Consider the following 25051-nt stretch of genomic DNA (forward strand, 5'->3'; position numbering starts at 1 on the left):
CGATGCTGCCTAGCCTCATCCTGAGGAGACCGCAAAGCGGTCGTCTCGAAGGACGAGGCGCGGCTCAGGTCGCGCAAAATGCCATATGCGATGGCCCTCCCGCTCGCGGGGAGGGTTGGGGAGAGGGTGTTTCCGCCAACGAGACCCCCAAGAGGAAAGAGCCCTCACCCGAGCCTCCGGCGCGACCTCTCCCGCAAGCGGGAGAGGTTAACCGAAAGAGCGGCGCGTCCCTGACATCAGACGATTCATTAGCGGAAATGCCCTCAACGGAGCATAGCCTCACGCCACCAGCGCGGCGTCCTCGGTGTCACCATCGATCCCGCGCTGCGCGGCCAGCAGGCTGATGATCTCCGCATTCGGCCGAGCCTTGCTGAACAGAAAGCCCTGGCCTTCGTCGCAGCCCTCGGTGCGAAGGCAGCTCAGTTCGGCCTCGGTTTCGACGCCCTCGGCCGTGATGATGACGCCGAGGCCTTTGCCGAGGCTGACGATGGAGCGGATGATCGCCTGCGCCTCGCGGTTGGCGCCGAGATCGCGGACGAAGGACTGGTCAATCTTGATCTTGTCGAACGGGAAGCTGCGCAAATAGCTGAGGCTGGAATAGCCGGTGCCGAAATCGTCCATCGAGATGCGCACGCCGAGCGCGCGCAGCGCATGCAGCGTCGCCAGCACCTGGGCGCTCTTCTCCAAGAGCAGCGTTTCGGTGATCTCGAGCTCGAGCCTTCGCGGCGGCAGGCCGGAATGTTTCAGCGCATCCGTCACCATCGAGAGCAGATTGCCGCTGCGAAACTGCAGCGGCGACAAATTGACAGCGACACGGACGTCGTCCGGCCAGGTTGCCGCATCGAGGCAGGCGCGGCGCAGCATCAGTCCGCCGAGCGGGTTGATCAGCCCCGTCTCTTCGGCGACCGGAATGAACTCGGCCGGCGAGACCATGCCGCGCTCGGCATGCGGCCAGCGCACCAGCGCCTCGAAGCCGGTGATGCGGCCACTCTGGAGATCGATCAGCGGCTGGTAATAGGGCCGCAGCACGTCGTTCTGGATCGCGTCGCGCAGCTCGACCTCGATCTTGCGGCGGCTCTGTGCTTTCGCGTCGAGCGCGGCCTCGAAGAAGGCGAAGCTGCCGCGTGCATCGGACTTGGCGCGCGACAGCGCCATGTCGGCGCTCTTGAGCAGCTTTTCGGACTCGTCGCCGTCGCCGGGCGCCATCGCGATGCCGATCGAGGCGCCGATCACCACGGAATGGCCGTCGAGCAGATAGGGATCGGCGATGGCCTCGAGCAGACGTTTTGCGAGTCCCACCGCATCTTCCGGCCGGGCCAACCCGCTCTGCACGATTGCGAACTCGTCCGAGTTGAGCCGCGCCAGCGCGTCTTCCTCGCGCAAGGTCGAGCGCAGGCGCTTGGCGACGCCGCGCAACAGCTTGTCGCCGACCGCGTGGCCCAGCGTGTCGTTGACCGCCTTGAAATTGTCGAGCCCGAGCATCAGCACCGCGACCTTCTCGGGGCTGCGCCGGGAATGCTGCAGCATCTCGTCCATGGTCTGGCGCAAGAGATTGCGGTTCGGCAGGCCGGTCAGCCCGTCATGCTGGGCCATGAAGGCAAGCCGCGCCTCGGCGCGCTTGCGTTCGGTGATGTCCATCAGCGCGAGCAGCACCGCCGGCCGCTCGTCATAGGTCAATTCGCGCGAATAGATCGCAAGGTCGATCAGCGCACCGTCGGCCTTGACGTGCTTCCAGGTGCGCGCCGCCTGCTGCTCGCCGGTCGGGTCGGTGGTCCAGGGCGGCTCCCTGTCAAAAGCCTGCAGGGAGCGGATCTTCAGCTTCTCGAATTCGGCGCGGCTATAGCCGTAATGTGCAACCGCGGCGTCGTTGACGCCGAGAATGCGCTCGTCATCCAGCGCGCAGACGATCATGGGCACGGGATTGCCGTCGAACAGCAGGCGGAACGAGGCCTCACGCTGCTTCAATTCGGTGATGTCGACGCGCAGGCCGACGACGCCGCCATCGTCGGTGCGGCGCTCTTCGATCAGGATGACGCGGCCGTCGGACAGCGTCTGCTCGTGGCGCTTGCCGGGCTCGTAGAGCTTCTTCAGCCGCTCGGCGATCCACTCGTCCTCGTGGCCGGCCGCTTCCGGATAGTCGCCGCGGGCAACGCCGATGCGCAGCGTGTCTTCGAGCCGCGCGCCTTCCTGGAAGAGATCGGCAGTCTTGCTGTAGATCTCGGAATATTGCTTGTTCCAGAGGACGTAGCGGCCTTCGGGATCGAGGATCACGATGCCCTGCGGCAGCAAATCGACCGCCTGGCGCAGCCGCTCATGCGATTTGCGCGCCTCGACGATGGCGGCCTCGGTTTCCGCACGGCTCTGCAGGAGCTGATCGCGTTCGGCGGGCGGATGAGGCGCGCGCGCAAATCGCGATTTGCGCCGCTGCCGGCCGCTTCGGGCAGCCGGCTTGCGCTTTCGCTTTTCTGTTTTTTTGGACCCCAAACTCAACTTCACACGTCCTAGCCGCGCCCAGCGGACGCAAGTCTTGCTCCAAGTGTCTGAAAGAAAAGTAATCTCGGGTGGGCTCGCTCTCCCGGGACACGCCTTGCCATGGCCGGGAGCCGCAGCGTTTTGCCTGTTTGCGAGGCGCGGTCAGAGTCGTCAGACGCGTCGAACCTGCTTGCTCGTCGCGACCGGCGAGAGAGGAGATGCAAAAACGTGCACTCTCCTTGAATCAATTCCGGAACGCAGCTCTGCGTGCATGCAGCAGCCAAGCGCATCTCGTTCCGAGCACGAATTTTGGTCAACGCACGATAGAGTTATCGGACCGTTAAAAATCGCGCTGCAGCGGCGGCCAGGGGTAACGCGGCGCGCCGTCGACCCTGACGCGGTGTTGGGCTATAAGGATGTCAGCATGAGTCCCCGCCGCATCGCCTCTCTCCTCCTTATGATGACGCTCCTGACCACCGGCGGCGCGCTGGCGCAGGACAAGGGCAGCGTGACCCCAAAACCGTTGCCGCCGCTCGCCAATCCGAACGATCCAAAGATCGGCGCCAAGGAGCTGTTCGCGCGAAAGCTTCTGCCCTCAAGCGGCCCTGCGCATATCATCGGCTCGTACACCAAGGGCTGCATCGGCGGCGCCGTCGAGATGCCGCTCAACGGCGACAATTGGCAGGTGATGCGGCTGTCGCGCAATCGCAACTGGGGCCACCCGGACACGATCGCGCTGATCAAGCGCCTCGCCGCCAAGGTCCACAAAGATACCGGTTGGCCGGGGATTCTGGTCGGCGACATCGGCCAGCCGCGCGGCGGTCCTGCATTGTCCGGCCATGCCAGCCACCAGATCGGGATAGACGCCGACATCTGGCTGACGCCGATGCCGGACCATCGCCTCTCGCGTGAGGAGCGCGAGGAGATGTCGGCGGTGATGATGGTGCGCGAGGATCGCCTCGACATCGACCCGAAGGTGTTCACGCTGGGCCATGTGCTGGTGCTGCGCGATGCCGCGCAGGAGCCGGCGGTGCAGCGCATCTTCGTCAATCCCGCAATCAAGAAGGCACTGTGCCGCGAGGCCAAGGGCGACCGCTCCTGGCTGTCGAAGATCCGGCCGTGGTGGGGCCACGACTATCATTTCCACATCCGCATGCGCTGCCCCGCGGGCGCAAGCGAATGCCAGGGCCAGCCGTCGCAATCCGAGGACGAAGGCTGCAAGCCGTCCGATCTCGCCTATTGGTTCAGCGAGGGCATGCTGCATCCCAAACCGCCGCCGGAGCCGCCGAAGCCGAAACCGCCGATGACGCTGGCCCAGATGCCGGCCGCCTGCAAAGCCGTGCTGCATGCGGGCAATGCGAAGCCGTAATGTGGTTGACCGGACGCAGGCGCTATACACTCAACCGTCGTCCTGGATCAGCGCTCGCCCTACTCGCTTGTCCAGGACGACATGTGAATGGGTCGCTTGTCCGGGATGACGAACAAGTTGGTTGGTTCGCACCACATGACTGCGCTAGGATCGCCTTGTCGCTGGGCCGTAAGCCTGCGGCATTCCGGGATGCGCCTCCCGTTCGCCAATCAAGCCTGACTGCAAGCCCCGCGCCCGCGTGGCCAACGATGAGATTTGACATGCGCGTCCTCGCTCTCCTTGCCGTGCTCTCGATCAGCGCGACCTCCGCCCTTGCCGCGGAGGAGCCCAGTGGCTGCGACAAGTTCAAATGGCCGATCGAGCGCGACCGCGCCGCGCTGACCGCGCCGGACCGCGCCAAACTCGCCTCGGGAAGCGAACAGGCCGCGGTCCCGTCATCGGCGATCACGCTGGGCCTGGTCGCGCCTCAGGAAGCAAAGCTGCCCTCGCCGCCGGAGCGGGCGCCGAAGGACGGCACCTTTGCCGGCTTCACCAGCATCAAGGCGGCCAAGGCCGGGCTCTACACGATCAGCCTGTCCTCAGGCGCCCGGGTCGATCTGGTCCAGGACGGGCATTTCCTCAAGCCGGTGGCCTTCAGCGGCGCGACCGATTGCGATGGCATCCGCAAGACCATGAAATACCAGCTCTCGGACAAGCCCTTCGTGCTCCAGATCAGCGGCGCCAAGGACAGTTCGCTCTCGATTTCGATCCTGCCGGCGCAATAGGTTAGACAAACGGTCGCCTTTGACCTGAGGCGCCGGCCTGCTATCTTCGAGGCTAGCGATATCCTCGCCGGCCGTAAGCCGTTGCGGGGACACGTGGAACAGCGCTTCCGCCCGTCGCGATCGAACCCACCCAACGCCAGATTTGCGCGTGCATTTGTGCGCGGGCTCGCAGGGAGCGCCATCCATGTATCGTATTGCCGGACTTTTCACCGCCTTCGTCATGCTCGCGGGCACGAGCCTTTCGCCTGCCAACGCCGAGGACAAGACCATCACGGTCTTCGCCGCCGCGTCGATGAAGAACGCACTCGACGAGGTCGATGCCGCCTACACCGCCAAGACCGGCATCAAGTTCAGCGTCAGCTATGCCGCGAGCTCGGTGCTCGCCAGGCAGATCGAGCAGGGCGCGCCGGCCGACGTGTTCGTCTCTGCCGACACCGATTGGATGGACTACGCGACTTCCAAGAAGACCATCAACGAGCCGACCCGCGTGAACCTGCTCGGCAACAGCATCGTGCTGATCGCGCCGAAGGACTCCAAAATCGACAACGTCACCATTTCGCAGGGCTTTGATCTCGCAAAGCTCGCCGGCGACGGCAAGATCGCGACCGGCGACGTCAAGTCGGTGCCAGCAGGCAAATACGCCAAGGCCGCGCTGGAGAAGCTCGGCGCCTGGCAGGCCGCGGAGCCGAAATTCGCGATGGCCGAGAGCGTGCGCGCCGCGCTGACGCTGGTGGCGCGTGGCGAGGCCAATCTCGGCATCGTCTATTCCACCGACGCCAAGGTCGAGCCCGGTGTGAAGATCGTCGGGACCTTCCCGGCGGAGTCGCATCCTGCGATCATCTATCCGGTGGCGGCGACCACGACCGCGAAGCCCGAGACCAACGACTATCTCGCCTTCCTGCGCAGCTCGGCCGCCAAGACCATTCTGGAAAAGTACGGTTTTAAATTCCTGATCAGCCCGACAACGTAATCCTTCCGACCTGATTTTTACGACTTGATGCCCGACATCTCTCCCGCCGAATGGACGGCGATCCTGCTCTCGCTCAGGGTCGCCGTCATCGCGACGCTGGTGGCAACGCCGTTCGGCATTGCGCTGGCGTGGCTGCTCGCCCGCAGGGATTTTTGGGGCAAGTCGGTGCTCGACGCCGTCGTGCATCTGCCGCTGGTGCTGCCGCCGGTTGTGACCGGCTATCTCCTGCTTCTCACCTTCGGCCGCCGCGGCGTCGTCGGCGCCTTCCTGGCCGATCATCTCGGCATCGTCTTCGCCTTCCGCTGGACCGGTGCAGCGCTTGCCTGCGGCGTGATGTCGTTTCCGCTGCTGGTGCGTCCGATGCGGCTGTCGATCGAGGCGATCGATCGCCGGCTCGAGCAGGCCGCAGAGACGCTCGGTGCCGCACCTCTCAAAGTGTTCTTCACGGTGACGCTGCCGCTGGCGCTGCCCGGCGTGCTCGCCGGCATGGTGCTGGGTTTTGCAAAAGCGATCGGCGAGTTCGGCGCCACCATCACCTTCGTCTCCAACATTCCCGGCGAGACCCAGACGATTTCCTCGGCGATCTATTCGCTGATCCAGACGCCTGATGGCGACGCGGCTGCGGGGCGGCTCGTGATCGTCTCCTTGATCCTGGCGCTCGGCGCGCTGATCGCCGCCGAATGGTTCGCCCGCCGCGCCACCGCGCGCCTGCACGGGAACTGACCATGCTGCGCGTCGACGTCGAAAAACAGCTCGGTGAATTCTCGCTCTCCGCGTCCTTCGCGAGCGAAGGCCGCGTCACCGGCCTGTTCGGCGCATCCGGTGCCGGCAAGAGCTCACTGATCAACATGATCGCAGGCCTGTTGCGGCCCGACCGCGGCACCATCGTCATCGACGGCGAGACCGTCGACGACACCGCCGCCGGCATTCATGTGCCGACCTGGCGCCGCCGCATCGGCTATGTTTTCCAGGACGCGCGGCTGTTTCCGCATCTCAACGTCGCGCAAAATCTCGACTATGGACGGCGGATGAACCGCCTTGCGGCCGATCCGGCGCAGCACACGCGCGTCGTCGATCTGCTCGATATCGGCGCGCTGCTCGATCGCCGTCCCGGAAAGCTCTCCGGCGGCGAACGCCAGCGCGTCGCGCTCGGCCGTGCCCTGTTGTCAAAGCCACGTTTGCTCCTGCTCGACGAACCGCTCGGCGCGCTCGACGAGGCCCGCAAGCTCGAGATTTTGCCCTACCTGGTGCGACTGCGGGACGAGGCCAATGTCCCCATGGTCTATGTCAGCCACGACGTGGCCGAACTGCGCCAGCTCGCGACCCAGATCGTGATGCTGAGGCAGGGCCGCGTGACGTCGTTCGGCGGGGTGAAGGTGCTGACGTAGCCTGTAGCCCGGATGGAGCGGAGCGCAATCCGGGACGGTGCTGCGGGAGAGAAAGTCCCCGGATTTCGCTTCGCTCCATCCAGGCTACGTCACTTGCCTCTGGAATACTGGATTGCCCGCTTTCGCGGGCAATGACAGCGAGGGTGTGTCTACCAGCCGCGATCGACGTTGCGCACATCGCCGGTCCGGGCGTCGACATCGACCTCCATCCAGCGTCCGCGAATGTCGCGGCCTTCGATCTGCCATTCATCACCGAGGAAGTTCGTGTGCGAGACCGTCGTGACGCCGATGTCGGTCGCGACGTCGAGCGCGACCTGCATCGAGATCTGATCGCCAGTGTCGTAGGCCAGCGCCGGCGCAGCCGATCCGAGACTGATCGCGACGATGGCAGGCAAGATGAAACTTCGCATGGAACTGCTCCTGTCAAAGACGTTGACCGTCACGCGAAGAACGAGCAACGCAGCGGGGTGTTCCGGAACCAGCGGTCACGAAGCCGCGCAAATCTTCGGCGGTCGCGGCGATTTGGTGGCGGTTCCCCTCATTCCGGGCGCGCGTAGCGCGAGCCTGGAATGACCGAGACTAAACCCCCGCCACCGAGGTCCACAGTTCCGCAAGCCTACGCCGCAAGGCCTGGCTGCGGGTCAGCGGCGCCGGAGTTTCGTCGTCTTCCGGCAGGCGCAGGCCAACGACGTTGACGCGGCCGCCGGAGATGCTGCGTGCCACGAGCACGATGGTGTCAAGCGCGAGCTCGGCGCCTTCCTTCGGTGCGCGGTCGAGATTGACGTCGAAATAATCGGCGAGGGTGAGCTTGCCCTCGTCCTCGCTCACCTTCACGCCGTAGATCTCGGCAAGCTCGGCAAGCGTGTGCTCGCCCGACACCATGAAGTCGCCGAGCAGATGCGGGTCGGGCTCCGTGCTCGGCTGCATGTCGACGAAGAAGCGATCGAGCGCCTCGGCTTTTTCCGGCGGCGCCAGCAGATAGATGTAATCGCCGGGCGCGATCGGCTCGGCTTCCACAGGCGTCAAAATGCTCTCTTTGCGGATCACCAGCGTCGGCTTGGACCAGGACGGGATCAGGCCGCGGCGGAAATACAGGCTCTTCGGCCGCACCGGATAGCCGACCAGCTGCTGCTCGAGCTGGCCGGGCAGATCCAGTTCGACACGGCGCGGGCCGCGCTCGGCGCGCGGCAGCGCCACGTGCAGCTTGCGCGCGGCCGGCGCCAGCGTCCAGCCCTGTAGCAGCAGCGAAATGATCACGACGACGAAGGCGACGTCGAAGTAGAGATAGGCTTTTGACAGGCCGACCAGCATCGGGATCGACGCCAGGAAGATCGCGACCGCGCCGCGCAATCCGGTCCAGGCGATGAAGATCTTTTCGCGCCAGTTGAAGCGGAACGGCGCCAGGCACACGAACACCGCGATCGGCCGCGCCACCAGCATCAGGACGAAGGCGACGCCGATCGCCGGCAGCACGCTGGAGCCCAGCCGGCTCGGCGACACCAGCAGGCCAAGCAGGACGAACATCACGATCTGCGCCAGCCAGGTGGCGGCATCGAGAAACGCCACCACCGAATTGTGGGCGCGCGTCGGCCGGTTGCCGATGATGATGCCGGCGAGATAAACGGCGAGGAAGCCCGAGGCGTGCATGATCTGCGAGCCGCCGAAGATCACGAGCGCGGCCGTGGTCACGAACGGCGCGTGCAGGCCCTGCGGCAGCGCGACCTTGTTGAGCCCGATGACGACGAGGCGCCCGCCAAGGAAGCCGACGACGGCGCCCAGCGCCGCCTCCTGGACAAACTCCATCACCACATGGCCGGGCGAGCTCGAGCCCAGCGAGATGTATTCGACCAGCATCAAGGTGAGGAAGATCGCGAAGGGATCGTTGGTGCCGGATTCGGCTTCCAGCGTCGCACCGACGCGCGGGCGCAGACGCAGGCCCTGGGTGTGCACCAGCAGGAACACGGCGGCCGCGTCGGTGGAGGCCACCACCGCACCGACCAGCAACGACTCCGTCCAGTTCAGATCGAGCGCGTATTTTGCGAACGGCGCCGTGATCAGTGCGGTCAGCAACACGCCGACGGTCGCCAGTACCACGGAGGGCGCGAGCACGGTGCGGATGCTGGCAAAGCGCGTCTTCAGCCCGCCGTCGAACAGGATCAGGGCCAATGCCACCGAGCCGACCAGATAGGTCGTGCCCACGTCATTGAACTGGAGCTGGCCGGGGCCTGCATCACCCGCCAGCATGCCGATCGCGAGGAAGACCAGCAGCAGCGGCGCGCCGAAGCGCAGCGCGAGCAGGCTCGACAGGATACCGGCCATGACGAGGACGGCGCCGAGCAGAATGGCGATGCTGAAAGAGTCGAGGGAGGCCATCCACCTTCCGGGTCCAAATCGCTGGAATTGCATCCTTATCGTCGCCGCACCGGCGCGCCAACCCATTTTCTCCCGCTCGCGGCAATCTGCCTGCGTTTTGCGGCCTTAACGCGCTTCACTTCGCGGTGTATCGATGGCCCGGCCGCTGCCTTTGTGGGATTCTGCGGCGCCTTCGAATCAAACCCTCCCGCCCGCATCCCGACGAGACCGCCCGATGGACATGGACCTCAAAGACATCATGGAGTTCGTGCAGACCACCGCGCGCAGCGTCGGGGCCGAAATCTCCTCACCCTGGTTCTACCTGCAGTTCGGGCTCATTCTGACGGCGGCCGGGATCGCCTATGCGGCGGAAGCCGCCATTCGCAACCGCGTCGACATGACCTCGCTGGCGATGCGCTGGCCGCTGCCGCTTCGCCACTTCGCCCGCGTGATGGTCTCGAGCGCCTCGACGGCCGTGTTCACCCTGCTGGTGATCATCTCCCGCGTGGTGATGTATCACGCGACCTGGCCGAGCCGCAGCTACCTCTTGATGGTCGCCGCCAAGCTGGGGCTCGCCTGGCTCGCGATCCGGCTGCTGACCTCGGTGCTGCGCAACGCCTTCTTCGTCAAGCTGGTGTCGGTCGTGGCCTGGTTCGTCGCCGCGCTGTCCATCCTCGGCCAGCTCGATACCACGGTCGAGCTACTCGACTCCTACGCGATCGTGCTCGGCGGATTGCGGCTGACGCCGCTGCTGGTGCTCAAGGCCGGCGCGCTGCTGATCCTCGCACTCTGGCTCACCAACATCGCCAGCAATTTCGCCGAGAGCAAGATCAACTCGGCGACGGACCTGACACCATCGGTCCAGGTGCTGCTGGTCAAGATCATCCGCATCGGGCTGCTTGCCATCGCGATCGTGATCGCGCTCGGCACGGTCGGCATCGACCTGTCCGCGCTTGCGGTGTTCTCCGGCGCGGTCGGCGTCGGCATCGGTATCGGCCTGCAGAAGATCGTCGCGAACTTCATCTCCGGCATCATCCTGCTCGCCGACAAATCGGTGAAGCCGGGCGATCTCGTCACCATCGGCGACAACACCGGGCGCATCAGCGCGATGAAGACGCGCTATATTTCCGTGGCCGCCGGCGACGGCCGCGAATTCCTGGTGCCGAACGAGGATCTGGTGACCCAGAAGGTCGTCAACTGGACCTACACCGACAAGAACACGCTGGTGAAGATCACCTTCGGCACCAATTACGACGCCGATCCCAGGCTGGTCTGCAAGCTCGCGATCGAGACCGCCGCCGCCCATCCGCGCGCGCAAAAGGGCAAGCCGCCGAACTGCATTCTGACCGAGTTCGCCGAGGCCGGCATGAAGTTCTCGCTGACCCTCTGGCTCGCGGACCCCGACGGCATGGACAATGTCAAAAGCGACGTGATGCTGGCGCTGTGGGACGCTTTCAAGCGCGAGGGCATCCGGGTTCCCTACCCCGTCCGCGAGATCCGCGTCCGCGGCGGGGCGCTGCCGGTCGAAACCACCGTAGAAGTCCCGAATTGAGCCTGCTTTCGGGGACATGGTGGCTAGGATTCTTGTTTTGACGCGTTTTCTTCACGCGACCCGGCATCCACTTCGCTCGAAAACGCTCTGGCTAAGCTTGCACGAAGGCCCGCAATCATTAAATTGGGGCCTGAAATCAAGCCTTTCCGCCCGCACCGGGCCCGAGCCTAGAAGACCAGACCGCATGAGCTATGTCGAAGCCACTGATACCTCCCTGCGCAAGACCGGACAGATCAAGCTGCATGGGCCGGCGGCCTTTGCCGGCATGCGCAAGGCGGGTGCCCTGGTGGCGAAGTGCCTCGACGAGCTCACCGACATCGTCGGCCCCGGCGTGCCGACCGATCGCATCGACGAATTCGTCCGCGAGTTCGCCTTCAGCCATGGCGCCTATCCGGCAACGCTGATGTATCGCGGCTATCGCTACTCGACCTGCACCTCGCTCAACCACGTGGTCTGCCACGGCATGCCCGGCGACCGTCCGCTGAAGGAAGGCGACATCGTCAACATCGACGTCACCTTCATCGTCGACGGCTGGTACGGCGATTCCAGCCGGATGTATGCGGTCGGCCCGATCGCGCGCAAGGCCGAGCGGCTGATCGAAGTGACGTATGAGGCGATGATGCGCGGCATCGCCGCCGTGAAGCCCGGCGCCACCACCGGCGATATCGGCCACGCCATCCAGAGCTTCGTCGAGCCGCAGGGCATGAGCGTGGTGCGCGATTTCTGCGGCCATGGCCTCGGGCGCATGTTCCACGACGAGCCGAACATCATCCATATCGGCCGGCCCGGCGAAGGCGTGCAGCTCAAGCCCGGCATGTTCTTCACCATCGAGCCGATGATCAACCTCGGCAAGCCGCATGTGAAGATCCTGTCCGACGGCTGGACCGCGGTGACCCGCGACCGCTCGCTGTCGGCGCAGTTCGAGCACTCGGTCGGCGTCACCGCCACCGGCGTCGAGATCTTCACGCTGTCGGAGCGGCATGGCGAGAAGCAGATCGGCTGACCTCCGGCCGTTCCGCGCCGTCAATCCAGCGTGAACAATTCCGCGCCTTCGATCGCATGCGCGAAGAGAAAATCGCGGATGCTGCCGAGCGCCCTATCGCTGGCGGCGGAAGGACGACGGCGTCCGCCTGTAGGTCGCGGCAAAGGCATCGTTGAAGCGGCGAACGCTGCCGAAGCCGGCAGCGAAAGCGATCTCCGCCAAGGTCTTATGGGTCTGATCGATCAGGCGCTTGGCTTCCTGCACGCGCCGGGTCGCCGCGATGTCGCTGGGGCTCGCCCCGGCATGGCGCAGGAACAGGCGCAACAGATGGCGCGGTCCGACGCCAAGAGCCTCGGCAAGTTCCGTCATGGTGGCGCGATCGAGAAAGCCATCGTCGATCAGCCGCATCCCGCGCGCGACGGTGGTGGCCGTCCCCCGCCAGGCCGGCGAGCCCGGCGCGGTTTCCGGCCGGCAGCGCAGGCATGGGCGAAAGCCGGCCCGCTCGGCGGCGGCAGCCGTTGGGCAGAAGGTGACATTCTCCGAGCGTGCCGGGCGAACCGGACAGACCGGCCGGCAATAGATGCGCGTCGAGCGAACGCCGGAGAAAAACAGGCCGTCGAACGCGCGGGCACGTGCCAGCCGTGCGCGGTCGCACGTCTCCCAGTCGAGATGTGGCGGCAAGGGTTGCCGTTGCGCCGGGCCCGTCGTCATGCCGCAACAATAGTTTCGAAGGAGCTCGTCGAGTAGCTGAAATCGGACTCGATCGGACGATGAGGTCCGAATTCGGCCAGCCTGCGCCGCCGCTCCGGACCATGGTGCCGGCAAATCCCGGAGCACACCGCATGAGCGCGCAAGGCCTGCAGGCAACGTCAGAACAAACCAGCCTCGCCTGCGAGATCGCCCTGTTGCTGCTGCTGTCGCTGATCTGGGGCAGCTCGTTCACGCTGATCAAGGTGGCGATCCCTTCGGTTCCGCCCTTCACGATGGTCGCGGTGCGCGTGACACTCGCGGCAGGTCTTCTCCTTCTCATTGCGACGGCGCAGGGACATGCCCTCCCTCGCCGGGCATCGGTGGGCCGCCTTCTTCGTACAAGGGCTGCTGCAAAGCGCGCTGCCATTCACGCTGATCAGCTGGGGCGAGGCGCATATCACAAGCGGCCTCGCTGGTGTGCTCAACGCGACGCCACCGATGTTCGTGCTCGCGATGGCCCTGATGACGGGGCGCGGACGACAGGCGATCAGCGGCCGCAAGATCGCAGGCGTCGCTCTCGGCCTCGCCGGCGTCGCCGTGACCGTGGGGATCGATGCGCTGTCCGGGATCGGCACGGCCGCGCCGCTGGCGCAGGCGGCCGTGCTCGGCGCGAGCCTTTGCTACGCATTCGCCCCGCTCTGGGGTCAGCGGTTCGCGAAACTTCCCGCGATCGTCACGGCGGCGGGCGCCATGAGCTGCGCCGCAATCCTGATGCTGCCTGCGGCCGCGATCCTCGAGCGGCCATGGGCGCTGGCGCCCCCGCCGGCGCAGGTGATCGCGGCTGTCGTGGCGCTCGCAATCGTCTGCACGGCGCTCGCGATGGTGATCTATTTCCGGCTGATCCGCACCATCGGCCCACTCGGCACCACCAGCGGGAGTTATCTGCGGGCAGGTTTCGCGGTGATGCTCGGTATCACCCTGCTGGGCGAGAGTTTCACCTGGTCAATCCTCGCTGGAATGGCACTCATTCTCGCCGGGGTGATCGCTGTCACGCTGCCTCCGCCAGCGCGACACGATGAGAAACCGCGAGGCTGATTGTCGCCATCTTCAAAGCCCGATCTTGCCATCCTGTTTCGCGATGACAATCTCTCGTCAAACAGACAGGAGAGGCGAAGTGAGCACGTCGACGCGCCGCGGCTTTCTCGGATTTGTGTCGGCCACCGCCGCTGGCCTGCTGCCAGGCCGCGCGGAAGCTGCCCCGCTGCGACGGAGACCGCGCCTGCCTGCATCCTGACGCCGCAGGCGGAGGAAGGGCCGTTTTATTCCGACCCGAAGCTCGCGCGATTCGACATCGCCGAGGGCAAGCCCGGGGTGCCGCTGACCTTGCGGCTGCGCGTGATCGAGGCCGGATCGTGCACGGCGATCCATGACGCCCGGGTCGACATCTGGCATTGCGACGCCAGGGGGCTCTATTCCGCCTTTGCCGGCCAGAGCGACAGCCACAACGTCGATGCGACCGGCAAGACGTTCCTGCGCGGCACGCAAATGACCGACGGCGCCGGCTGGGTCACCTTCAACACCATTTATCCCGGCTGGTACGACGGCCGCACCACGCACATCCATTTCAAGGTGTTTCTTAGCGACCGCACCGTGCTGACCGGGCAGACCTTCCTGCCGGATGCGCTCAACGAGTTCATCTATGCCAACGTGCCCGATTACGGCGACCGCGCACGGCAGCGCATGGTGATCAACGCCAACGACCTCGTCATCGAACGTTCCGATCCCGAGCATCGCGCCTTCTGCGCGGTGAAGGAGGAACGTGACCGCTACGTCGCGGCGCTGACGCTCGGCGTCGACCGCCGGGCGGAGGCGACCGTCGGACGCGCCGGACCGCCGCCGGGTGCGCCGCCCGGCGGCATGGGCGGGCCGATGTTCGGACGTCCGATCAAGGATCGGCTTGCGGCGCTGGTGCCGGGACTGAAGTCTGCCCACTGAGCCTCGGCTCAGGCCCGCTGCAATTGACGGTTGCAAAAACGATGGTCCGCGGCAATGCTGCCGGCCGATGCCCGCCAAAACCGACCAAGACGACAGCAAGCCAGAGAACGCGCCGCATTATCTCGGCCATCGCGAACGGCTGCGCGAGCGCTTCTACAGCGCCGGCGCGGACGCGCTCAGCGACTACGAGCTCCTGGAGATGGCGCTGTTTCCGGCGCTGCCGCGGCGCGACACCAAGCCGCTGGCGAAGACGCTGATCAAGATCTTCGGCTCGTTCGCCGAGGTCGTCCACGCGCCGGTAGCGCGGTTGCGCGAGATCGACGGCGTCGGCGAAGCCGCCATCAACCAGCTCAAGCTGATCGCGGCAGCCGCGCACCGCGTCGCCAAGGGCGAGGTCAACAGCCGCAACGCGCTGTCGTCCTGGAACGAGGTGATCGCCTATTGCCGCACCAGCATGGCCTTCGCCGACAAGGAGCAGTTCCGCCTGCTCTTCCTCGACAAGCGTAACCAGCTCATCGCCGACGAGGTGCAGCAGACCGGCACCGTCGACCACACGCCGGTCTATCCGCGCGAGGTGATCAAGCGCGCGCTGGAGCTGTCGGCGACCGCCATCATCCTCGTGCACAACCATCCGAGCGGTGATCCATCGCCCTCACAGGCCGACATCCAGATGACCAAGGCCATCATCGACATCGCCAAGCCGCTGGGGATTGCCGTGCACGACCACATCATTGTGGGCAAGAATGGGCATGCGAGCCTGCGGGGGATGCGGTTGATTTGAGCCACGGCCACTCGGCGCGCGCGCGAAAGCACAATTCCTCGAGGGTTTTGGGTTTCGTGCCAAGGGTTGGCATATACTGCGTGACGCCATCATTGCCCACGCGACGGCAAACGACATCACCGCATTGCATCAAACACCATTCGGCACCAGATACGAGATTGACGGCCCGCTGCCGACGCCAGACGGTCGTAACCCGATCGTTCGTGTGGTATGGTCTGTGGTGTCACAGGAAACTGCCCTGCGCCTGGTGACGTTGGTGCCCTGAAGGATGGCTACCCCATGATCGATGAACTGGATCTCGTCGTCCTGAAGCGCGATTTGCCCGAAGAGCGGCTGACCGCCGGTGATGTTGGCACCGTTGTATTGGTGCATCAGCAGGGTGCCGGCTATGAAGTAGAATTTACGACGCTCTCGGGTGACACCGTTGCGGGCGTGACCCTCGATGCGGCCGATGTACGATCGGTCGGGCCACGCGAGATCGTTCATGCGCGCGCAGTGAGTTAGCTGCGGATGGCCAGCCTGCGCAGGATGCAGGCTGATTTAGGTCTGCGAATCAACTAGCAAGAACAGCATGAGCGATTGGCTGCACAATTTGCCGGTGCCCTTGATGGCGCTGGTGATCTTCGGCTTCACCTATCTTCTGGCAGCGGCGGTGTTCGTCTCCGTCGCGCTGGTGGCGACGGAGGAGCGCGCGAAAGCGCTGAAGGCGATCTCGCCCGGCATGCTGCCGGTGCTCGGCATCATTTTCGGCCTGTTCGTCGCCTTCACTGCGGCGCAGGTCTGGGGTGACAGCGACCGCGCCGGCGCGGCGGTGAGCCGCGAGGCCAGCGCGCTTCGCAGCGCCGTGCTGCTCGCCGCCGGCCTGCCGGCGGAGCAGGAAGCCAAGCTACGCGGACTGGTGCGCGACTATGTCGGGCAGGCCGTCGCGGTGGAATGGCCGGAGATGGCGCATCAGGAGGCCTCGCTGAAGGCGACGCCGCCGGCGCTCGCCGAAGCCCTGCAGCTGGTCGTCACCATGGCGCCGCAGGGCCGGGCACAGGAGACCACGCAGCACGAGATCGTCGCCGCGCTGGAGCAGGCGCTCGATGCGCGGCGGCAGCGGATCATCGTCAGCCTGGCCTCGGTCAACTCGGTGAAATGGTGGTGCCTGTATCTCCAGGCCCTGTGCGAGCTGCTGGTGATCGGCTTCGTTCATTGCGACAACCGGCTGGGATCGGCGATCGCGATGGGCCTGTTCGCGACCGGCGTCGCCACCTCGGTGCTCCTGATCGCGGCGCACGACCGCCCGTTCACCGGCCAGATATCGATCTCACCGGAGCCGCTGCGCCAGATCATGCCGGAAGCGCCCGGCGGGACGGAATTGATTGCACCGGCGGGCAGTCTTCGGCGCTAGGCGCGCGCCAGCGCGCAGTTCAGCATCCATTGCACACCGAAGCGATCGGTGAGCTTGCCATAATAGTCGCCCCAGGGCTGGATGCCGAGCGGCGTGGTGATCGTGCCGCCTTCGGCGAGACGCGCGAACAGGTCCGTCGTCGTCTCCTGATCATCCATCGCGAGAATATGGGCGGAGCCGCGCATTGGCTCGGCGTCGTCGTTGTCCGATGCATAGAAGCAGATGCCGGGGCCTTCGAACTTCGCGTGCATGATCTTGCCCCGCATCGCGGGATTCCGGAGCGGCATGCCGGGCTCGCCGTGGCGCATGATCTCGGTGACGTTGCCGAGACCGCAGGCAGCGTAGAAGGCAAGCGCCGGCTCGCACTGGGTCGTGAAAAAGAGATAGTTCGACAGGCGCATATTTCGCACTCCTCGCTTGAATTGATCAGGTCTCTGCGCAGGCATTGAGAGCGGCCACGCGGCAGGCCAGCGCGGCTTAAGGCACAGCGATAGGAATTGGCAGCGCCGGCGCGTGCGAGACGGCGCCGGCGCATAGTCTGTTCAGTAGCAATATCTCGGATCGACCGGGACGTAGCGGCCGTCCGGACGCTGCATGTAGCAGCCTCGCTGATAGGCGTAATAGCCGGACCGGCGACGCTCGCCTTCGGAGGCGATCGCAGCCCCCGTGCCGGCGCCGACGACGGCACCGATGGCGGCGCCGCGGCCACCGCCGAGCGCACCGCCCAAAATCGCTCCGCCCACGCCGCCGATGATGGCGCCGCCGACTGCGTCCTGCGCCACCGCGTCATGGACCGGTACGGCCATCGCGACTGCGAAACACGCTGCAATTCCAAGACGTCGAAGCATCGCGAGTCCTCCCATCTGATACGGCCAGTCATAGCGTTTGGGACGATCCCGGGCCAGAATAATCGCGCGGATCCGGCTCGCTTCCCGCCCTTTACGTCACAAGGCCAGCCCGGCGCGACAACCAGCTGATGCCTCAGATCGAGGGCGCGGCTGGCTACGGCTCGATCCAGCGCTGCACGGCTTCCGCCGTGTCGGCGGGTGTCGTGTTGAAGCAGATCGCGGCTTGCGGCGCCAGGCGGTGGACGAGGTTGAGCACCTTCTCGAACAGCAGCAGCCGCTCCTTCGGCTCGCGCAGGCCGGCACCGATGACGATGCAATCGAAGCGCTCGTCGCGCAACGCGGCCGTCACGGCCGCTTCCGCGGCCACGTCGAGATCGATCAGGCAGCTCGTGACCTCGTAGCCGAGACCGCGCAGGCGCAGCAGCTGCGCTTCGATGTAGTTGCGCACGAGTTCCGGCGTGAGTTGCGGAAACGCGCTGTAGTCCGCAGCGCCGGGCTCGATACCGATCGCGAGGACGCGCTTGGCCATCGCAGGATTCCTTGAGCAGACCGTCTCCGATAACGGACGGCCACCCGGCGGGTTCCGGATTGCGTGTGGCGACCGCGCGCTCGCCGTGCGTCGCCCCGATATTGCGTCCTTTGACCGCAACCTTTCGCACCGCACCTGTAAGCCACTTCACATGCGCTGCAGCGATGGCCTGCCACATTTGCCGGGCCACGCCCGGAGCCCATGCCCCAGATAGTGGCACGCGGCTCACGCCTGATTTGCATAACGAACCGATAATTTATCAATTCGCGGGAGCAGAAGATGGTGTCATACGAGAGTCTGAAGAGCGGGTATGAGAGAAACTGGGCCAACCTCCAGATCCGGCCCGCACGCCTTGGCGAGGCCAATGCGACGGGACGCAAGGCCATCAACGGCAAGGCGACCTATCAGCAGGTCGAGCGACTGACCGGTGTGCCCTGGTATTTCGTCGCGCTCTGCCATTATCGCGAATCCAATTTCGATTTCGACACCTATCTCGGCAACGGCGAGTCGCTGAAGCGCGTGACATGCCTCGTCCCGAAGGGCCGCGGCCCGTTCGCCTCGTTCGTCGACGGCGCCGTGGATGCGCTGAGGATCCAGCACTTCGTCGGCACGCAGGACTGGTGCATCGCGCGCACGCTGTACCGGCTCGAATGCTTCAACGGCTTCGGCTATCACGCCAAGGGCGTCAACTCGCCCTATCTCTACGGCGGCTCGACCCTTTACGGACCGGCCGAGGCCAAGGCCGGCAAGTTCGTCGCGGACCACGTCTTCGACCCGAGCCATGTCGATTCCCAGCTCGGCACCGCGGTCATTCTGCATGCGATGATGTCGCAGGATTCCTCGATCACGATCGACGACAGCCCGCCGATCACGAGCCGCTGCGAGCCCGACGAGGACGTGGCGTCATCGGTGCTGCTGATGCAGCAGACGCTCAACAAGCTCGGCGCCAATCCGCCGCTCGACGAAGACGGCATCAGCGGACCGAAGACCAAGGCGGCGGTCTCGCAATTTCAGCAGCAGCACGCCCTCGAGGATACCGGCCTGCTCGACGGGACCACGATCGCCGCCATCACGCGCGCGGGAATGCAACCGGCCCGGACGGCAAATGTCGATCTCTCCCAGATCCTGAGAAGGCTGGAAGGTCTCGCGCAATTGTTGCAAGGCACGGGCGCGTCACCAGGAGCCGCACCATCTGGCGGTACGACATCCGGTGGCACGACGGTGGCCACCAACGATCCGATCAGCCTGCTCGAACGGCTGTTCTCTCTTGTCAACAAGACGGCGCCCACGCCCGGAACGACCGCTCCGACCAATCCCACCCCCGTCGACCAGTTGAAGCCGGTGCTCGACCTGCTCGGCGTCCTGCTCAACAAGGACGGCAAGCCCGTGCTCGGCCAGGTCAACGGTGCGCTCGGCGAGACCATCGGCAAAATGCTGGATGGCAAGAAGACCGCGCTCGGCATCGGGGCCTCGCTGATCACCGCGCTGCTCTCCGCCGTGACGGCGAGCCCGAATGCGGGCGGACTTGCCGGGCTGCTCGGGACGATCGCATCCGCGGTGCCGGGCCTGAGCCAGTTCGCGCTTCCGATCTCGCTGGCGCTGACGGCCTGGGGCGTGCTCGGCAAGATGGAGAAATGGGCGCAAGGCACCGCGCCGCCGCCCAAGCCGACGGCCTAGATATCTCGAGATGTCTTGCGACATGTCTTGCTAAATGTCTTGGGCGTGGAGCGCAGCAGCGCGGCGCTCCATCAGAGCGCGCTCACGCCCGTTGGTCGCAAGATGCGCGGCGGCCTCGAACGCCTGCCGCGCCTCTGCGAGCCGTCCGAGCTTTTGCAGGAAATCACCACGAACCGCCGGCAGATGATGATAGGCCGACAGCGCCGGTGCGTCGGCGATCTCGTCAAGCACGTCGAGCCCGGCTTGCGGTCCCTCGGCCATGCCAACCGCGACCGCCCGATTGAGCTCGATGATCGGCGAGCGCACCAGCCACGCCAGCTCGGCGTAAAGCTGCGCGATGCGCCGCCAGTCAGTGTCCGCGGCCGTCTCCGCCGTGGCGTGACACGCCGCAATCGCGGCCTGGAGCGCGTAAAATCGTCCGGCACCGCCGAGCTCGCGAGCACGTTCGAGCGCGCGCAGGCCGCGACGGATCTGCGAGCGATCCCAGAGGGCGCGATCCTGGTCCATCAGCAGAATGGGATCACCATTCGCGTCGGTGCGCGCACGCGCCCGCGCGGCATTCAAATCCATCAGGGCGACGAGGCCGTGAACCTCGGGCTCGTCCGGGGCGAGGCCGGCGAGCACCCGGCCCATGCGCAGCGCCTCGTCGCAGAGCTGCGGCCGCAGCCATTCATCGCCACGCGCCGCGAGGTAGCCTTCGTTGAAGATCAGATAGATGACTTCCAGCACCGAGGCGAGACGCTCCGACAGCGCCTCACCGCACGGCGTCTCGTAGGCGAGGCCGGATCCCGACAGCGTCCGTTTGGCGCGGACGATGCGCTGGGAGATGGTTGCTTCCGGTACCAGATAGGCGCGTGCGATCTCGGACGTGGTCAAGCCGCAGATCATGCGCAGCGCCAGCGCCGCCCGCGCCTCGCGCGACAGGATCGGATGGCAGGCGGTGAAGACCAGCCGCAACATTTCATCATCGATGTCGTCGTCGAGGCCGGCATCGAAATCGGGCACGATCTCCTGCTCCTGCAACATGTCGCGCGCCAGCATGTCGTGCTTGTCCGCCAGCATCCTGCCACGGCGCAAATGATCGAGCGCACGCCGCCTTGCGGTCGTCATGAGCCAGGCGCCGGGATTGTCGGGCACGCCGATGGTCGGCCACGCCTCCAGCGCCGCAACCAGTGCGTCCTGGGTCAGCTCTTCCGCAAGCGGAACGTCGCGCAGCATCCGCGACAGCGTCGCGATCAGCCGCGGCTGCACGACGCGCCAGGTTGCGTGAATCGTGGCACGAATGATCTGATCGATGTCGGCGGCCGTCATCGCCACCGACTAGAGCCTTTTCCGTTCCGATGGAATCGGAACGGGGCTCTAGATTCTTGTGTTGACGCGTTTTCTTTACGCGAACCGGTATCCACTTCGCTCGAAAACGCTCTAGGACGCGCGGTGGTGACCATCAGGCGTGCGCGGCTACGCCCGACCTTGCGTCGACCTCGCAGGCGCCATCGACGCCCGGCGTGGCGAAGGCCCGCAACTCGCAGGCGCCGTCCCAGCCCGGCATGTGATCGAGGTGCAGCTGCATGAATTCCTTGGCCATGGCCAGAGCTTCGGCCTTGTCGCGCAGCTCGAAAATGGCGTAGCCGCCGACCACTTCCTTGGCCTCAATGAAGGGACCATCGATAACGCTGAGCTCGCCGTCGACGATCCGCACGCGCGCGCCGGTCGCAAGCGGCATCAGACCGCCATTGTCGATCATCCGGCCGGCCTTGATTTCCCGCTCGGATATCTTCTGCATGGCCTCCATCAGCGCCGGAGACGGGCCTTTCATCGGCTGGCTGGAGGTGACGATGTACATGAAGCGCATGCAAGACTCCTGTTGAGGCGAGACGCGGCCGGTTCGGCCGCGCGATCAGCTCGCTACCCAGATGACGATCCAGCCGGGGCCGGATCGACATCGGCACGGGAAAAATTGCGGGACCGGGAGGATGCCTACTGGCGCAGCATGATCAGGGGATCGGCCGTGTCGGGAACCCGCCGCCATTGCGCGTTGTCGTCCGCCTCGAACTGCCAGACGTCGCCCGATTTCGACATCAGGATGATCTGGCCGCGCTCGAGCCGCCATTGCGTCGGGTTGAACTGGGCGATCGCCGCATCGCATTTCGGCTTGAGGAAGACCTGGAAATTGTCGTGATCGGCTTCCGTGTTGGTCAGCGTCAATCCGCAGACCGGCTGGCCGTTGCCGCGCACCATGGCCCAGTCGCCGATCATCTGGTCCATCGACTTGGCCATCGAGCGGGCGGCGGCGAGGTCCTGCAGGATGTAGACGCCCTCGCCCTGGCGCAGACCTTCGAAGATGCCGGCCTCGACCTCGGTGAAGTCGATCACGGATTCACCGGCCGCATCCTGCAAGCGGACGATGTCGAGACCTTTCACGCTCCAGGCCACGATGTCCTTGGTGAAAGGCAGCGCGGTCTTGCAGGCGGGCTCCAGCTCGAGCTTGAACCCCTGCGCCACCGCGTCGCCCTTGATCGTGACAACGCAGGTCTTGCTCCGCTCGGTGGTCGAGAGCTCCCACTGCCCGACCATCTCCTTCTTCAGGGTCGTCGCATCCTGCGCGCGCGCAACGCCGATCGCGGCGACATAGGCCGCGATCAGCAAAGCAACGGCCCGAAGAGCGGTCATCAGCGCCCCTTGAACGGCGTTTCGACAACCGGCGTCAGCGGTGCCTTGCCGGCGAACCAGGACTTGAGGTTATCGACCACGAGCTGGTCCATGGCGTTACGCGTCACCACGGAGGCCGAGCCGATATGCGGCAGCAGCACGACGTTCTGCATGGCCTTGAGCTCGTCCGGCACGGTGGGCTCGGCCGCGAACACGTCGAGACCGGCGGCGAGGATGGTGCCTGATTTCAGCGCCTGGACCAGCGCCTGCTCGTCAACCACCGAGCCGCGCGCCACATTGACCAGCACGCCGCGCGGGCCGAGCGCCTTGAACACCTCGGCATTGATCATCTTGTTGGTCGAGACACCGCCCGGCACGATCACCATCAGCGTGTCCACCGCCTTCGCCATCTCGATCAGGTCGGGATAGTGCTTGTAGGAAACGTCCTTGGACGGATTGCGCGAATGATAGACCACCGGCACCAGCGAGGCATCGAGCCGGCGCGCGATGGCCTGGCCGATCCGGCCCATGCCGACGATGCCGACCTTGCGGTCGCGTAGCGAGCCGACGCTGAGCGGATAGTTCTGCGTCTGCCAGAGACCGGAGCGAACGTAGCGATCGGCCTTGATGAATTCGCGCACGGTCGAGATCAGCAGGCCCATCGCGACGTCGGCGACCTCCTCGGTCAGCACGTCAGGCGTGTTGGTGACGATGATGTTGTGCTCGGCCGCGTATTTGGCGTCGATGTGGTCGTAGCCGACCCCAAAGCTCGCCACCATCTCGATCTCCGGCAATTGCGACAGCGAATCCTTGTCGGCGCGGACGGTGTGATAGGTCACCGCGACGCCGCGGATCTTCTCGCGGATCGCCGGCGTCAGCCGCTCGAGGTCGCCTCGCGTCTCGGCCTTGTGCACGACGAAATGATCGGAAAACCCGTTCTCGAGGATCGGCCGCACCGGCCCATAGATCAGAAGGTCGATCTTGTCGGACGAAATCGAACCGGTAGACATCAGTTTTCCTTTCCAAGCGCGCTCTCATGCCAGCGCCGTAAAACGAGGTGGGAAACTAGCGCCAGCACCCCATAGATGACAATCCCGGCCAGCGACAACAGAAGCAGCGCTGCGAACATGCGGGGTATGTTCAATCGATAGCCTGACTCGGCAATCCTGTAGGCGAGGCCTGAGCCGGCGCCCGCCGTTCCCGCCGCGATCTCGGCCACGACCGCGCCGATCAGCGACAGGCCGCCGGCAATGCGCAGGCCGCCCAGAATATAGGGCAGCGCCGCCGGCAGCTTCAGGAAGCGCAGGGTTTGCGGCGGCGAGGCGCCATAGAGTTGGAACAGGCCCGCCAAGTTGCGATCGACCGAATTCAGCCCGAGCGTGGTGTTGGACAGCACCGGGAAAAAGGCGACGATGAAGGCACAGACGACGACCGCGGTCTGCTGCTCCAGATAGATCAGCAGGAGCGGTGCGATCGCGATCACCGGCGTCACCTGCAGCACGACGGCATAGGGGAACAGCGAATATTCCATCCATTTCGACTGGTTGAACAGCAGCGCCAGCGCGATGCCGCCGATGCTCGCGGCGACAAAACCTTCCAGCGTCGTCAGAAGCGTGGTGGCGAGCGATTGTGACAGCACCGGCCAGTCCTTGATCAGCGTCAGGAAAATCACCGACGGCGCCGGCAGCACGTAAGGCGGAATCTCCCGGACGCGGACCACGAGCTCCCAGGCGGCAAGGCCCGCCGCGAACACGATGACGGGCAGCACGAAGCGCACCGCGCTTTGCGCGCCGGAGGTTTTTGCGGTGGTGGAGACTTGCGCGTTCATAGCATCGACTGTCCCGAATAGGACGGCGCCAGCGCGGCCGACACGCGCCGGCAGTAATCGGAATAGGCGGCCGAGGTGCGAAACTCCTCGCCGCGCGGCTCGACGGTCTCGATGCGGATGTCGGCCTGGATGCGGCCCGGCCGCGCCGTCATGACCACGACACGCTGCGACAGATAGACGGATTCGAACACCGAATGGGTGACGAAGATGACAGTCTTGCCAAGGCTGCGCCACAGCGCGAGCAGATCGTTGTTGAGGCGGAAGCGCGTGATCTCGTCGAGCGCCGCGAACGGCTCATCCATCAGGAGGATATCTGGGTCGGTGACGAGTGCGCGCGCCAGCGACACCCGCATCTTCATGCCACCGGACAATTCACGCGGAAAGGCATCGGCGAAATCGGCGAGGCCGACGCTGACCAGCGCCTCGTCGACCCGCGCCCGCCCCTCGGCCTTCGGAACGCCGCCGAGCTTCAACGGCAACCGCACGTTTTCGCGCACGCTGGTCCAGGGCATCAGGGTCGGCTCCTGGAACACGAAGCCGACGCCATGGCCGATTTGTGCCGCTCCTTCGTGACGCGACATCCGCACCGTGCCGGATGACGCAGCGCTGAGCCCCGCGATCAGCCTCAGCGCCGTCGACTTACCGCAGCCGGAGGGCCCCAGCAGCGAGATGAACTCGCCCTTGCGTACCGCGAGGTCGAAGGGACCGAGCGCCATGACGCCGTTGTCATACGTCTTCGTCACGCCGCGCAGGCTGACGGCAAGTGCCGTCAGGCTGGCCTCGACGGCGGACGAGGTTTTGCGCTCTACCAT

General features: G+C 65.4%; 28 protein-coding genes and 1 pseudogene. 16 read left to right on the plus strand and 13 right to left on the minus strand.

Annotated features, from left to right (window positions below; genetic code table 11):
* Positions 1-279: 279 nt before the first annotated feature.
* A complete protein-coding gene (locus JJC00_RS35890; protein ID WP_200470436.1) occupies positions 280-2484 on the minus strand; it encodes an EAL domain-containing protein in 2205 nt (734 codons plus the stop codon).
* A 412-nt stretch (positions 2485-2896) separates the two neighbouring features.
* Here JJC00_RS35890 and mepA point away from each other — a divergent pair, with 412 nt between their 5' ends.
* The 5 genes from mepA to modC all read left to right on the plus strand — a co-directional run bounded on the left by mepA (position 2897) and on the right by modC (position 6963).
* Positions 2897-3841 (plus strand): penicillin-insensitive murein endopeptidase, encoded by a 945-nt coding sequence (mepA, locus tag JJC00_RS35895; protein ID WP_200470437.1) that lies wholly within the window; start codon positions 2897-2899, stop codon positions 3839-3841.
* A 260-nt stretch (positions 3842-4101) separates the two neighbouring features.
* Positions 4102-4605 (plus strand): hypothetical protein, encoded by a 504-nt coding sequence (locus tag JJC00_RS35900; RefSeq protein WP_200470438.1) that lies wholly within the window; start codon positions 4102-4104, stop codon positions 4603-4605.
* A gap of 184 nt (positions 4606-4789) precedes the next feature.
* Complete coding sequence (modA, locus tag JJC00_RS35905) at positions 4790-5575, plus strand: molybdate ABC transporter substrate-binding protein (protein WP_200470439.1); 786 nt, start codon at positions 4790-4792, stop codon at positions 5573-5575.
* A 27-nt stretch (positions 5576-5602) separates the two neighbouring features.
* Positions 5603-6298: a molybdate ABC transporter permease subunit gene (modB, locus tag JJC00_RS35910; protein ID WP_200470440.1), complete on the plus strand. Its 696-nt coding sequence runs from the start codon at positions 5603-5605 to the stop codon at positions 6296-6298.
* 2 nt (positions 6299-6300) lie between these two features.
* Complete coding sequence (gene modC / locus JJC00_RS35915) at positions 6301-6963, plus strand: molybdenum ABC transporter ATP-binding protein (protein ID WP_200470441.1); 663 nt, start codon at positions 6301-6303, stop codon at positions 6961-6963.
* Between the two features lie 149 nt (positions 6964-7112).
* Here the strand turns inward: modC and JJC00_RS35920 are convergent, their stop codons facing one another.
* The gene (locus JJC00_RS35920; RefSeq protein WP_200470442.1) at positions 7113-7373 is read right to left on the minus strand and encodes a PepSY domain-containing protein; all 261 of its coding nucleotides are present in this window, start codon (positions 7371-7373) and stop codon (positions 7113-7115) included.
* Between JJC00_RS35920 and JJC00_RS35925 the strand changes: the two genes are divergently transcribed.
* Positions 7372-7536: a hypothetical protein gene (locus tag JJC00_RS35925; RefSeq protein ID WP_200470443.1), complete on the plus strand. Its 165-nt coding sequence runs from the start codon at positions 7372-7374 to the stop codon at positions 7534-7536. The genes JJC00_RS35920 and JJC00_RS35925 overlap by 2 nt on opposite strands.
* 6 nt (positions 7537-7542) lie before the next feature.
* Here JJC00_RS35925 and JJC00_RS35930 read toward each other — a convergent pair whose 3' ends face one another.
* Positions 7543-9336, minus strand: coding sequence for a potassium/proton antiporter (locus JJC00_RS35930; RefSeq protein ID WP_200470444.1), 1794 nt, complete (start codon positions 9334-9336; stop codon positions 7543-7545).
* 214 nt (positions 9337-9550) lie between these two features.
* On the opposite strand from JJC00_RS35930, the gene JJC00_RS35935 reads away from it, so the two are divergent.
* Complete coding sequence (locus tag JJC00_RS35935; RefSeq protein ID WP_200470445.1) at positions 9551-10867, plus strand: mechanosensitive ion channel family protein; 1317 nt, start codon at positions 9551-9553, stop codon at positions 10865-10867.
* A 184-nt stretch (positions 10868-11051) separates the two neighbouring features.
* The gene (gene map / locus JJC00_RS35940; protein WP_200470446.1) at positions 11052-11870 is read left to right on the plus strand and encodes a type I methionyl aminopeptidase; all 819 of its coding nucleotides are present in this window, start codon (positions 11052-11054) and stop codon (positions 11868-11870) included.
* A gap of 93 nt (positions 11871-11963) precedes the next feature.
* On the opposite strand, the gene JJC00_RS35945 is transcribed toward map, so the two are convergent.
* On the minus strand, positions 11964-12560 hold the full coding sequence (locus JJC00_RS35945; RefSeq protein WP_200470447.1) for a bifunctional transcriptional activator/DNA repair enzyme AdaA: 597 nt from the start codon (positions 12558-12560) through the stop codon (positions 11964-11966).
* Between the two features lie 131 nt (positions 12561-12691).
* Between JJC00_RS35945 and JJC00_RS38820 the strand changes: the two are divergent.
* From JJC00_RS38820 to JJC00_RS35970, 7 genes and pseudogenes are all read left to right on the plus strand, one after another.
* Positions 12692-13085: pseudogene (locus tag JJC00_RS38820) on the plus strand (EamA family transporter); the annotation flags it as partial.
* Positions 13062-13634: a DMT family transporter gene (locus JJC00_RS38520; RefSeq protein WP_246774315.1), complete on the plus strand. Its 573-nt coding sequence runs from the start codon at positions 13062-13064 to the stop codon at positions 13632-13634. The pseudogene JJC00_RS38820 and the gene JJC00_RS38520, both read left to right, overlap by 24 nt.
* The gene (locus tag JJC00_RS35955) at positions 13635-14534 is read left to right on the plus strand and encodes an intradiol ring-cleavage dioxygenase (protein ID WP_433996471.1); all 900 of its coding nucleotides are present in this window, start codon (positions 13635-13637) and stop codon (positions 14532-14534) included. It begins immediately after the preceding gene.
* 67 nt (positions 14535-14601) lie between these two features.
* The gene (gene radC / locus JJC00_RS35960; protein WP_200470448.1) at positions 14602-15315 is read left to right on the plus strand and encodes a RadC family protein; all 714 of its coding nucleotides are present in this window, start codon (positions 14602-14604) and stop codon (positions 15313-15315) included.
* 76 nt (positions 15316-15391) lie between these two features.
* Positions 15392-15580 (plus strand): DUF6883 domain-containing protein, encoded by a 189-nt coding sequence (locus JJC00_RS39065; RefSeq protein WP_433996538.1) that lies wholly within the window; start codon positions 15392-15394, stop codon positions 15578-15580.
* A gap of 14 nt (positions 15581-15594) precedes the next feature.
* On the plus strand, positions 15595-15819 hold the full coding sequence (locus tag JJC00_RS35965) for a DUF4926 domain-containing protein (RefSeq protein ID WP_200470449.1): 225 nt from the start codon (positions 15595-15597) through the stop codon (positions 15817-15819).
* Between the two features lie 67 nt (positions 15820-15886).
* On the plus strand, positions 15887-16708 hold the full coding sequence (locus JJC00_RS35970; RefSeq protein WP_200470450.1) for a DUF4239 domain-containing protein: 822 nt from the start codon (positions 15887-15889) through the stop codon (positions 16706-16708).
* Here the strand turns inward: JJC00_RS35970 and JJC00_RS35975 are convergent.
* The 3 genes from JJC00_RS35975 to JJC00_RS35985 all read right to left on the minus strand — a co-directional run bounded on the left by JJC00_RS35975 (position 16705) and on the right by JJC00_RS35985 (position 18085).
* Positions 16705-17109 (minus strand): VOC family protein, encoded by a 405-nt coding sequence (locus tag JJC00_RS35975; protein ID WP_200470451.1) that lies wholly within the window; start codon positions 17107-17109, stop codon positions 16705-16707. The two genes, JJC00_RS35970 and JJC00_RS35975, sit on opposite strands and share 4 nt — an antisense overlap.
* 141 nt (positions 17110-17250) lie before the next feature.
* Positions 17251-17556 carry a YMGG-like glycine zipper-containing protein gene (locus JJC00_RS35980; RefSeq protein ID WP_148776013.1) on the minus strand — a complete coding sequence of 102 codons (306 nt, stop codon included), beginning with the start codon at positions 17554-17556 and terminating at the stop codon, positions 17251-17253.
* Positions 17557-17710: 154 nt separating this feature from the next.
* Positions 17711-18085 (minus strand): hypothetical protein, encoded by a 375-nt coding sequence (locus JJC00_RS35985; protein ID WP_200470452.1) that lies wholly within the window; start codon positions 18083-18085, stop codon positions 17711-17713.
* 279 nt (positions 18086-18364) lie between these two features.
* On the opposite strand from JJC00_RS35985, the gene JJC00_RS35990 reads away from it, so the two are divergent.
* Entirely contained in the window at positions 18365-19762 is a 1398-nt protein-coding gene (locus JJC00_RS35990) for a peptidoglycan-binding protein (protein WP_200470453.1), read from the plus strand.
* Between the two features lie 30 nt (positions 19763-19792).
* Here JJC00_RS35990 and JJC00_RS35995 read toward each other — a convergent pair whose 3' ends face one another.
* The 6 genes from JJC00_RS35995 to JJC00_RS36020 form a co-directional block, all read right to left on the minus strand.
* Complete coding sequence (locus tag JJC00_RS35995) at positions 19793-21073, minus strand: RNA polymerase sigma factor (RefSeq protein ID WP_200474346.1); 1281 nt, start codon at positions 21071-21073, stop codon at positions 19793-19795.
* A 133-nt stretch (positions 21074-21206) separates the two neighbouring features.
* Positions 21207-21614, minus strand: coding sequence for a YciI family protein (locus JJC00_RS36000; RefSeq protein ID WP_200470454.1), 408 nt, complete (start codon positions 21612-21614; stop codon positions 21207-21209).
* 125 nt (positions 21615-21739) lie between these two features.
* Entirely contained in the window at positions 21740-22432 is a 693-nt protein-coding gene (locus JJC00_RS36005) for an AprI/Inh family metalloprotease inhibitor (protein ID WP_200470455.1), read from the minus strand.
* Complete coding sequence (locus tag JJC00_RS36010; protein WP_200470456.1) at positions 22432-23421, minus strand: 2-hydroxyacid dehydrogenase; 990 nt, start codon at positions 23419-23421, stop codon at positions 22432-22434. Before JJC00_RS36010 ends, JJC00_RS36005 begins: the two co-directional genes overlap by 1 nt.
* On the minus strand, positions 23421-24239 hold the full coding sequence (locus JJC00_RS36015) for an ABC transporter permease (protein ID WP_200470457.1): 819 nt from the start codon (positions 24237-24239) through the stop codon (positions 23421-23423). Before JJC00_RS36015 ends, JJC00_RS36010 begins: the two co-directional genes overlap by 1 nt.
* Positions 24236-25051, minus strand: coding sequence for an ABC transporter ATP-binding protein (locus tag JJC00_RS36020; RefSeq protein ID WP_200470458.1), 816 nt, complete (start codon positions 25049-25051; stop codon positions 24236-24238). The genes JJC00_RS36015 and JJC00_RS36020 overlap by 4 nt, the downstream gene beginning before the upstream one ends.

This window comes from Bradyrhizobium diazoefficiens, from assembly GCF_016616885.1.
Lineage (GTDB): Bacteria > Pseudomonadota > Alphaproteobacteria > Rhizobiales > Xanthobacteraceae > Bradyrhizobium > Bradyrhizobium diazoefficiens_F.